Source organism: Argonema antarcticum A004/B2 (genome assembly GCF_023333585.1).
Lineage (GTDB): Bacteria > Cyanobacteriota > Cyanobacteriia > Cyanobacteriales > Aerosakkonemataceae > Argonema > Argonema antarcticum.
The window spans coordinates 1-10,254 of sequence record NZ_JAIQZN010000156.1; the positions used below are offsets into that span (position 1 = coordinate 1).

Genomic DNA, 10,254 nt, shown 5'->3' on the forward strand with positions numbered 1-10,254 from the left:
ACTGAGATCTCTAACACATTGATGCTCAAACTCCTCTTGGGGTGGTGCGCCGCAGGCGCACCCCCTGAACGGTTACGTATGCTTGCGCCTCCTGCCCCTACTAACTCACAATGTTTTGCCATAAATCGGCTGCAATAAAACTCGACAAATGCCTTACATTTGTTGTTGCAATCAAGACATTGGGAGTCGCTAGAGTCATAGCCTGAGCAATCAAAATCATATCACCGTCAATCGTTTTGTCCCCCGCCGTTGGTCGTCCCTGCTGGCGAGCTTCTGCCCAAAGATTGGCAGCTTGACGCATAGCAGCGGTTGTAATTGGCAAATATTCAGTGAGTTTGGCTAAATTATCTAAACGAGAAATTCCCTTTATTTTATTAGCTCGCAACAATTCGCGACGAACTTCGTAATCCGCAATCTCTGGAAGAATAATTCGACTGCCTGATGTGATATGAAATTGAAGCCACTGATTACAAGCAATACCTCTCTCAGAGAGTTTGGGATTGGTAATTAGTCCAATTGGGCCAGTATCTAATACAAGAACTTGGCTCACCAAGTTACTCCTTTCAATTCCAAAGGAAATAATTTGCGTTCAGAAAGCCGATCCTCATCTAATACTTGGATCAGGTACTGTCCTGTTTCTTGCTGTTCCTCAACATCCTCGTCATCAATCCAACTTTGAAGTACATCAACGGCTTGAGCTTGTTTTTGCTTTAATAAAATAGATTGCGTTAAAAGCTGCAAGGCGATCGCGTCAACGGAAAGCCCCTGCTGTTTGGCTTCCTCCTGGAGATACTGCTCTAATTCTGGGGGGAGGTTGATGGTTAATGTCATAATGCTTTTTCAGATATAAGCTCCCATATTTTAACACTGTAACGGATAACTATCTTACTCTGCGTTGGTGTAGCCTTTAGAGCTAATTGAAAAGATGCGATCGCTGCTTTGAGCCTACTTCACCTCGGAAACACCATCGATCCCATTGCCGCCTTTGATAAAACTAAAAGCGTTCTATACTAAAACGCGGTCGCTTTTTGTTTGCAACTGACGACAATATTTGTAACCAATTCTAAGATTAGCAACCCTAATCAGATAAGTTACCATATAAAATTCGATGGAGGGATTGATTTTGATTAGTGATTTGGCAGTAAGCATTATTAGAAGCTTTAAAGGCTTTCATTATTGCTCACGCACTTAGAGGATTGATGATTTCGATTAAGTATTGTAATGGTTTACCTATTACATTTCAATAAACGCATCAATCCTACTAGACCAACCCAGCATTATTTAGGTTACACAAAGGATTTGGACGAAAGAATTAGGGATCACCGACTGGGTAGGGGCGCAAGGCTTTGTCAAGTTGCCAAAGAAAGAGGAATTACCTTTAGATTAGCAGAAGTTTGGATAGGCGATCGCTCTCTAGAACGTCAGCTAAAACGACAAAAGAATAGTCGTCGATTTTGTCCAATTTGCAATCGATTGCCGTTCAAAAATGTGGCTAACGCCATCAGAAGAATGAATTAAAGAAGGAGTAAAACTGATGGCTTTAACCCAAGCAGAACTAGATGCCTTTACGGGAACTGAAAACATCTATCAACATTCGTTCGGCAAAATTCACTACACCGATGGTGTCAAATTTCTAGCAACGGAAGGACAAGCTTTTTGGTTAATCGATGCCATAGCTTCCCATCAAATGCGACAACTGCTTTCGCAGCAAGATTTGCAAGAATTTCAACTGTGGCAGTTAACAGTATTATCAGATAACTCAGCAGTTTTAACTTGCCAATCAGATAGTGACACAGAACCAGTCGTCAGACAAGAAATCCCATACACTGACTTCCCACTCAATTCTACCAAACTCTACTTAGTAGATAAAGTGCTGATGTTGCCTTCCGAGTATTAATTACCTACCTTTAACACCATAAATGTACGTACCATTCCATCAAAAATATCGCCCCCAAACCTTTGCTGAACTGGTAGGTCAAGATGCGATCGCTACCACTTTAACTAATGCCATTACCAGTCAGCAAATCGCACCTGCATATCTGTTTGCTGGTTCCAGAGGCACTGGTAAGACTTCTAGCGCTAGAATTTTAGCTAAATCCCTCAACTGCCTATCTAGCGATAAACCAACCGCAACACCGTGCGGTAAATGTGAAGCTTGTCGTACAATTACTTCCGGGAATTCCTTGGACGTAATTGAAATCGATGCCGCCAGTCATACGGGAGTTGAAAACATCCGAGAAATTATCGATTGCGCTCAATTCGCACCGCTCCAATGTCGCTATAAAATATATGCGATCGATGAAGTCCACGGGCTCTCCAGTGCAGCAATGAATGCGTTGCTGAAAACGCTCGAAGAACCTCCCAAGCAAGTCGTATTTGTACTAGCGACAACTGACCCCCAACGAGTACTATCAACCATCATTTCTCGCTGTCAGCGATTCGATTTTCGCAGAATAGCACTTGATGAAATGGTAAACCACCTACGTCAAATTGCGACATTGGAAAATATCAATATCACCGATGCTGCATTAAATCTAGTTTCCCAAATCGCACGAGGGGGATTGCGGGATGCAGAAAGCTTGCTCGACCAATTAAGCTTGTTATCAGGTGAAATCACCGTAGAACAAGTCTGGGACTTGGTTGGAGCAGTACCAGAATGCGATTTAATGGTAATGCTAGATGCAGTTGCTAGTAATCATCCAGAAACCTTAATTGACCGCACCCGTCAGTTAATGGAACGAGGACGAGAACCTCTAACTATTCTACAAGATTTGACAGGTCTTTATCGCGATTTATTGATTGCTAAAACTGCACCCAACCGTTCAGATTTGGTTGCTTGTACTTCCACAACTTGGCAGCAATTATGCGAAGCTGCATCTCGGTGGGAGATTGACAAGATTCTAGCAGGACAAGATTATCTGCGTGCTTCTGAAGCGCAAGTTAAAAACACCACTGTTCCTCATCTTTGGTTAGAAGTAATTATGATAGGATTGTTATCAGTAGGTAACAAGATTATTGTGGCTAATACTCCCGCTGTTAAGCAATCCTCAGCAACAGTATCTTCATCTACCGATGTGTGGACGCAAACACTTAAACAGTTACCATTAGGTACAAAAACCTTGTTACAGCAGCATGGAAAATTGGTAGCCTTAGAAAGCGGAACTGCTACCGTGAAAGTGAGTTCGGAAGCACTTAAGAATAAAGTACCAGTCGAACGCTTAGAAATGGCACTATCAAAAACAGTTGGTACTAAAACAACGCTGCAATTAATCTGCTGATTTAAGCCGTATTTCAGCACGATGCTTACTAAGCCAAAGTTCAATGCTTTGGCTTAGTCTATTAAAACCTAAGAGGATATAAATTATGTACAAACATCGGGAATTTTGTCAAACCGTAGACAAAGAAATTATAGTAGAAGAACATGGCCTTGATATCTTCTACACCGACAGCACACCTAAAAATGAATGGAAGCCGGAAGTATCCCTTAAACCTTACAACGAATTAACCAAGGTAGTATTAGACATCGAAACAACCGGATTAGATAAAGAACGCGATCGCATTATTGCCATCGGCTGTATGAGTGAATCTGGAAATACACAAATCTTCATGCAATCAGACGAAGCTTTGTTATTGCAAGAGTTTCTGGATTACTTACAATCAGTTAATCCAGAAGTGTTGCTAACTTACAATGGAATGGGGTTTGATTTACCATTTATTATAACCAGACTCAATGCCTTAAAAATCAAACATCCTTTCAAACAAGCAAGAAATCCCCGGCGAATACCCAGCGCTCAAATTTTCGGTACGCCTATCGAAGTTAATGAAATCTTTTACAAAAATACCAACCACGTAGATGCGTATATCTGCGTTTTGCGTTGGGATTTCATCGCCAAATCTCTTACTCCATCCTATTCTCTCAAAAATGTCGTATTAGAATTGGGATTGAGGAAAGAACGCAGGTTAACTTTATCTCATCAACAAATTCAAGAATGTTGGCAATTAGGAGAAGGAAGTTCGGGATGGGAAACTATTCGAGAATATTTGCAATTTGATTTAGAAGATACTAAATTAATTGCAGATAAGCTAGTTCCTAGTTATTGGTACGAAGCATTGATAGTACCGTCCATGAATCTGCAACAGCTTGCACTGGCGGGTAATGCTACTAAATGGCAACGGGTATTAGAAAATCAATATCCTCACGTTAAACCAAAACCTGACCCGAAGATGAAATTTGCTGGCGGATTGGTAATTTCAGTACCGGGACTGCATCGCAATGTAGCAAAAATAGATGTGTCTAGCCTGTATCCTTCTATTATGCTCAAATATGGAATTTGTTCTCGCAAGGATGAGAAACGCACTGCACTGGATATCCTCAAGTACCTGACAGAAGAAAGGCTGAAGATGAAAGCAAAGAGTAAACTTGGTGATGTCGCAGCCAAACAAGCTGAAGGTGCTTTAAAAGTGCTGATTAATTCCCTATTTGGCTTCTACGGAACTGGTGGTGTTGGCTTTAACGATATGGAAGCGGCGGCGTTGGTGACTGCTTATGGTAGGCGCATCCTCCAGCACATGATATCTGTCATAGAATCAGCCGATGGAATTCAAATTGAATCGGATACCGATGGGGTATTCTTCAGCCATCCACAACCAGAATTAGTCTTTCAAACTTTATCTAATTCCATGCCTTCCGGGATTAGTATAGAACTGGAAACAACGGCAAAAGCGATGTTCGTGCCAGCCAAAGGTGCTAAAAATTATATATTGTGGCACTATGATGGTAGCACGACTTTAAAAGGGATTTGGAAAAAACGCGATCGCTCTCGTCTGGAAAAGGAATTTCCCGTTAACTATCTCACCTATTTTATCGAATCCGAACAACTGGCTGAAGATTATTACAACCAAGTTAAGCGCCAGATTTTATCCGGTCAATTGCCGAAAGAAGAAATCCAAATTACTCGCAAGATTAAAGTGAATGAAAGAGCTTTATTAACTTTTGGTAAAAAGGGTGAGATTGTAACATTTTACCAGGGAATGAATGGGGTAACAGCAGCAGGAGAATATGCTGTGAGCTATTACCTGAACTTGATTGCGAAAAAAAGGCATGAAATCAGAGCAGTTCTTAACCTTGACAATTCTATAAACTATAAGCAACTCTCCTTGTTCTGAAATCTAATGATTCCATTTGGATATATCCATCACTTTAATGATGGATATTATTTTTAGTATTTTCTATAGAAAACACGCTCACGCTAAAAGTAAGTGATAATTAGTTGAAATTAACCGTTTATGAAATGCAGCAATATCTAGAAGTAGAAGCATTACTAACTGCTCCCCATTCTAACTATTTCTATCCAACCCCCACCTGGGTAGCTGAAATTATGGTAAAAAAGGCAAATATCCAGCCAAACATGAGCGTATTAGAACCCAGTGCTGGTACGGGTGTTATCTGCGAGTACATCCGAAAATATAGTTCTAATTTACATTGCATAGAACAATTTTACCTGAATCAGCTAATTCTTACGCTTAAAGGATATTTAGTCGTTTGGGATGACTTCTTAACCTATTATCCCAAACTACTATATTCAAGGATTATTGCCAACCCTCCATTTCCAGCACAAGAACTGCACATCACCCATGCCTATTATCACTGTTTAACTCTAGGCGGTCGGCTGGTATTCTTGATGAGCAATGCTGCATTTGAAGCGAAACATGGATATTACCAAAAGTTTAGGAAATGGTTCCAATTGGTAGGTGGAACGAGTATTCCCATGCCAGAAGAATTGTACGTAACTGCATCAAAAGCAAGCGATGTCAAGTGTTATCTGGCAATTATCGATAAATTACCACCTCATCCCCTTCACCAAATTTATCGCATTAGAGAAGCACGTCCACACAGAGGATATTTGCATGACAGTAATTGTTTTACACGGAGAAGATGAGTTTGCTATCTCCCTAGAAATTGACCAACTGCGGTCTGAAATTTGTCATCCAAATTGGTTAAACTTCAACTACACTAAAATACCTGCCAGTCCCGAAGCTTTAATGGTAGGAATTACCAGTGCGATGACTCCCCCCTGGGGTGAAGGAGGTCGCTTAGTTTGGTTACAGGATAACCGAGGTGAATGCACGGAAAATCAACTGCAATCTTGGTCAAACTGCCTGAAAAACTTACCTGCTAGCAATACTCTATTGTTGACCAGTAAAACCAAGCCAGATAGCAGGCTTAAATCAACCAAATTATTGCAGAAGTATGCTCAATTTAAAGAATATCCTATTATTCCCATTTGGGCAACCGAACAGTTAGCACAAAACGTGGAGGAAATAGCAACTTTTTCCAAGATTAATCTCAGTCCACAGGCAGTTACAACTTTGGTAGAAGCAGTAGGAAACGATACGCGATTATTGTACTCGGAACTGCAAAAGTTGAAATTGTATGTAGGTGCAAGAAGCGTTGAAACAGAAGATGTACAAACTTTGGTTTCTTCTAACACCAGCAGCAGTCTCAAATTGGCTAGCTTTATCCTCCAAAGAAACCTACCAGCCGCACTTAGCTGCGTAAATGACCTACTCAATAGTAACGAACCTACCTTGAGAATTGTCGCCACTCTCGTTACTCAATTTCGCACTTGGCTGTGGGTGAAGTTGATGAGTCAGCAAGGTGCATCTAACCAGTTGATTGCTAAAGAAGCAGAAATAGCAAACCCCAATCGCATTTATTACCTTAAACAAGAAACTCAAAACTGTAGATTAGACCTATTGCAAAATGGTCTCCACCTGCTTTTGGAATTGGAAATCATGCTCAAAAGCGGTCAAGATGCTCGAAATTCGCTCATCCTTCAAATCCAAAAATTATGCAATGTTTAGGAGTGCTATATGAGTCACATCAGTTACTTTCTGCCACCCTATCCAACTTCTCCGAAAGCGAAACTGCTTTCAGCAATTGAATATTTAGAATCGGAAGAATGTGGCGGAGAACTTCTGTTGTTATTAGCTGCCATTGCTGAGAGTACAGTTTGGAGTGAGGAGTGTTATCAAACATTTATCGATGTGGGAATAAAAGCAGCATTGGAATTGTACGATGTCGCCACCATGAATACTCCTTACGAACAAACCGAAAAAGACCCCAATAACCCCAGAAATTGGCAAGCATTTAAGTTATGGAACCAACAATCAATTTAAACCATTTTAGCTCGATAATCGGTCAACCAACAGCCGTCAAACTACTGCAAGCAATTATCGCTACAAATCGCATTCCGAACGCACTTTTATTTGTCGGAGAAGAAGGTATAGGTAAGCGTCTTGCTGCTAATTGTTTCATTCAATCCTTGTTTTCTGATGGACAAGTGAACTTACCAATTGAAATTAGCAATCACCGGGATATTTTATGGGTGATGCCAACATACCAGCATGGGGATAAATTGCTGACATCATCACAAGCCATTGCACAAGGTATCAAGCGAAAAGTACCACCCGTGATTCGCATATCCCAGGTGAGGGAAATAGTGGAATTTGCAACTAGCAAGCCTCTAAATGCACCAAAAAAGTTGGTGGTGATAGAAGATGCTGATGCTTTGAATCATCAAGCAGCATCAGCATTGCTGAAAACCTTGGAAGAACCTGCTAATACTCTGTTTATTTTGATGGCAAATAGCATTCAAACACTGTTACCTACGATTATTTCTAGGTGTCAGGTAATTCCTTTTCGCAGGCTATCTGATAATGATTTGGCAACAGTGTTAACTCAAAATGGGTATAGCGATATTTTGGCTAATCCTACTCTGATTACAATAGCACGGGGTAGTCCGGGGTTAGCGATCGCATCCCATCAAATGCTGCAATCAATTCCTCCAGAACTCCTCAATCAATGCAATACTCTACCCAACAGCCTCATGGCAGCTTTATCATTAGCCAGAAAAATTGACCGTTCTCTAGAATACTCGCAACAATTATGGTTGATAGATTACTTAATGCTGCTGTGGTGGGATTCGTTACATCGTACTGATTTGATGGCCAAGTTAGAAAGTGCTAAACAGGCACTTCTAAAATTAGCCCAAACTAGGCTCGTTTGGGAAGTTGCGCTGGTTAACTGTATTCAATTATAACCTAATCATTGCAAGTCTGAATAGCTCACGCCGGGAAGATTTGCGATGATTATTTTTGACTGATTATGCCTCGAAAGAAACAGTATCAAGTTTTGGAAAAGCCTGTTGTTGAAGAACATATTGCACCAACAGGGATAGACACTTCAACTATAGAGCAACAAGAAGCAATTCAGGTAACTACACTTGTGGAAGTCGAAACTGAACTACCACAGGACGATGATATCAAACTCAAATTTCAAATAGAAGCTGACACCTTCAATTCCAAACTCTCAACTGCACTATTAGCAGTTTCCGCCAAACCCATCCATCCCAGTTTAAGTAATGTACTGCTAACAGCACTAGATGGACAAATAACGCTGACTGGATTTGATTTTAATCTAGGAGTTACCATCTGCTGTGATGCTGAAGTAGAAATTCCAGGTACAATAGCTTTACCAGCCAAATTACTACAAAGTATTGTATCGCGAATGCCAACTGGAAAAGTTACCCTAGAAGCGCGTGCAATCAGTAGGGGATTTGTCGTTACTCTCAGTTGTGCTAGTAGCGGACAATATCAAATTCGGGGAACGGTGAAAGAGGATTTTCCGAATTTACCGGAATTAGATACGAACCGTCAAAGCTTTCGAGTTAAACCGCTATTATTAGCAGCCGGACTGCGAACTGTTTTATTTGCTGCTGCTAGTGATGAAACGAAACCAATACTCAGTGGAGTATATTTACAATTTGATGCAGATGGAATTGAATTAGCAGCTACAGATAGCTATAGGTTGGCGATTGCTTCTATTCCCAATCCTTACGCCGATGATGAAAATATTCCATCGGTATCGGTTACTATCCCTGCTGCGAGAGTGCAACAAATTGAGAAAATACTATCAGGTACTTCTGCGGAAAAAGTAACGGTAGAATTCGACAGTAGCAAAGGCAGCTTGAGTATCGGTAATACTCAGCTAAGTATTCGATTGCTAGAAGGCGAGTATCCTTCTTATCGCCAACTGATTCCTAGCGGATTTAGCACAACTGTTCGCATTTTCCGACGGCAGTTTATAGAGATTTTAGAACGGTTGGCGGTACTAACGGATAATAATCATGTAGTTGTGGCGAACGTTAATCAATCCGAACAATCATTGCTTCTTACGGTGTCAACGGCTGATTTGGGTAGAGGCGTGGAAACAATATCAGCCAAAATTGAAGGAGAAAGTATCGAAATTGGCCTCAATATCAAGTACGTGCTAGCAGCTTTGAAGAAACTCGATACTGCTTGGGTGGAATTGCAAATGAACTTACCGACGACTCCGGTAGTTGTCTCGCCTGTTGATAGTTTGATTCCTACTACTCAGTTGTTTATGCCAATTCTAATTAAAAGTTAGGTTGGTTTGGGAAAGTGGAGTAATTTTGGCGAGTGGGTTTGTTCATAGCTGACTCACTCGCCATTCCTAATAACAAACTTGGTAACTAAATATGACTGTCAATTTTGTAACTCAAAGATTGATTGAAGGTCTTTACCTCATCCCTAACTTTTGGCAACTTGTACCCACTAATGGAAATAAACAACCTTTAGGATATCAATGGCAGCTAAACCCATTTAGCAAGCAAGAATTGATTTGGCAGCTTCAATCGACTGGCGCTGTAATGGTGAAAAATCGAATTGGTGGAATGGTAAGCATTCGTCCACAAGGGATTGGTATTTTAACGGGGAATAAATTAGTAGCTGTAGATGTGGATGGCAGTTCTGCGATGAACTTGTTGCGAAAATTATCTGGTGGAAATATTCCCCCTACAGTAAGATTTACCAGTGGTAAACCCGGTCGCTGTCAGTATATATTTTCCATTTTAGCAAAAACTCGCGTCACATCCTGCCGAATCAAAGCACGATTACCAGGTGAAGGTTTGGAAATTAGAGCATCTGGTATGATGTCGGTACTGCCGCCTTCGGTGCATCCGCAAACTGGACGTTATTATTGGGTACAAGATGGTAGTCCGGCTGAATGTGCTATAGCGCCTGCACCTGATTGGTTGATTCAACTGATGCACAAAAGGCTGATATCGGATAGGATGTCAAAAAATGAAGGTAGGGAACAGCTTGAGCATCACCTCACAAGCGATAGAATTGCACAAAAGCTAGCTCAAATTGCCCCTTGGCGTGCTGATGATT

The 10,254-nt window shown here is 41.0% G+C and carries 11 protein-coding genes and 1 pseudogene; 10 read left to right on the plus strand and 2 right to left on the minus strand.

All coding sequences use genetic code 11. The features are described from left to right. Positions 1 to 100: 100 nt before the first annotated feature. Both LAY57_RS33585 and LAY57_RS33590 read right to left on the minus strand, forming a co-directional pair. Complete coding sequence (locus LAY57_RS33585) at positions 101 to 550, minus strand: PIN domain-containing protein (protein ID WP_249071535.1); 450 nt, start codon at positions 548 to 550, stop codon at positions 101 to 103. Next, positions 547 to 831 carry a hypothetical protein gene (locus LAY57_RS33590; protein ID WP_249071536.1) on the minus strand — a complete coding sequence of 95 codons (285 nt, stop codon included), beginning with the start codon at positions 829 to 831 and terminating at the stop codon, positions 547 to 549. Before LAY57_RS33590 ends, LAY57_RS33585 begins: the two co-directional genes overlap by 4 nt. Positions 832 to 1,221: 390 nt before the next feature. Between LAY57_RS33590 and LAY57_RS33595 the strand changes: the two genes are divergently transcribed. The 10 genes and pseudogenes from LAY57_RS33595 to LAY57_RS33640 all read left to right on the plus strand — a co-directional run. Next, the gene (locus LAY57_RS33595) at positions 1,222 to 1,518 is read left to right on the plus strand and encodes a GIY-YIG nuclease family protein (protein WP_249071537.1); all 297 of its coding nucleotides are present in this window, start codon (positions 1,222 to 1,224) and stop codon (positions 1,516 to 1,518) included. A gap of 16 nt (positions 1,519 to 1,534) precedes the next feature. Beyond that, positions 1,535 to 1,897 carry a DUF6876 family protein gene (locus LAY57_RS33600; protein ID WP_249071538.1) on the plus strand — a complete coding sequence of 121 codons (363 nt, stop codon included), beginning with the start codon at positions 1,535 to 1,537 and terminating at the stop codon, positions 1,895 to 1,897. Between the two features lie 22 nt (positions 1,898 to 1,919). Beyond that, positions 1,920 to 3,269 (plus strand): annotated as a pseudogene (locus LAY57_RS33605) (DNA polymerase III subunit gamma/tau); the annotation flags it as partial. Positions 3,270 to 3,363: 94 nt separating this feature from the next. After that, positions 3,364 to 5,166 carry a 3'-5' exonuclease gene (locus LAY57_RS33610; RefSeq protein ID WP_249071539.1) on the plus strand — a complete coding sequence of 601 codons (1,803 nt, stop codon included), beginning with the start codon at positions 3,364 to 3,366 and terminating at the stop codon, positions 5,164 to 5,166. A gap of 104 nt (positions 5,167 to 5,270) precedes the next feature. Next, positions 5,271 to 5,939, plus strand: coding sequence for a DNA methyltransferase family protein (locus tag LAY57_RS33615; protein ID WP_249071540.1), 669 nt, complete (start codon positions 5,271 to 5,273; stop codon positions 5,937 to 5,939). After that, positions 5,908 to 6,864, plus strand: a complete 957-nt coding sequence (gene holA / locus LAY57_RS33620; protein ID WP_249071541.1) for a DNA polymerase III subunit delta — start codon at positions 5,908 to 5,910, stop codon at positions 6,862 to 6,864. The genes LAY57_RS33615 and holA overlap by 32 nt, the downstream gene beginning before the upstream one ends. A 9-nt stretch (positions 6,865 to 6,873) precedes the next feature. Next, the gene (locus LAY57_RS33625; RefSeq protein WP_249071542.1) at positions 6,874 to 7,179 is read left to right on the plus strand and encodes a hypothetical protein; all 306 of its coding nucleotides are present in this window, start codon (positions 6,874 to 6,876) and stop codon (positions 7,177 to 7,179) included. Beyond that, positions 7,158 to 8,102 (plus strand): DNA polymerase III subunit delta', encoded by a 945-nt coding sequence (locus LAY57_RS33630; protein WP_249071543.1) that lies wholly within the window; start codon positions 7,158 to 7,160, stop codon positions 8,100 to 8,102. Before LAY57_RS33625 ends, LAY57_RS33630 begins: the two co-directional genes overlap by 22 nt. Before the next feature lie 65 nt (positions 8,103 to 8,167). After that, the gene (gene dnaN / locus LAY57_RS33635; protein ID WP_249071544.1) at positions 8,168 to 9,469 is read left to right on the plus strand and encodes a DNA polymerase III subunit beta; all 1,302 of its coding nucleotides are present in this window, start codon (positions 8,168 to 8,170) and stop codon (positions 9,467 to 9,469) included. 91 nt (positions 9,470 to 9,560) lie between these two features. Beyond that, positions 9,561 to 10,254: bifunctional DNA primase/polymerase (locus tag LAY57_RS33640; protein WP_249071545.1), on the plus strand; the 694-nt coding region annotated here is incomplete at its 3' end.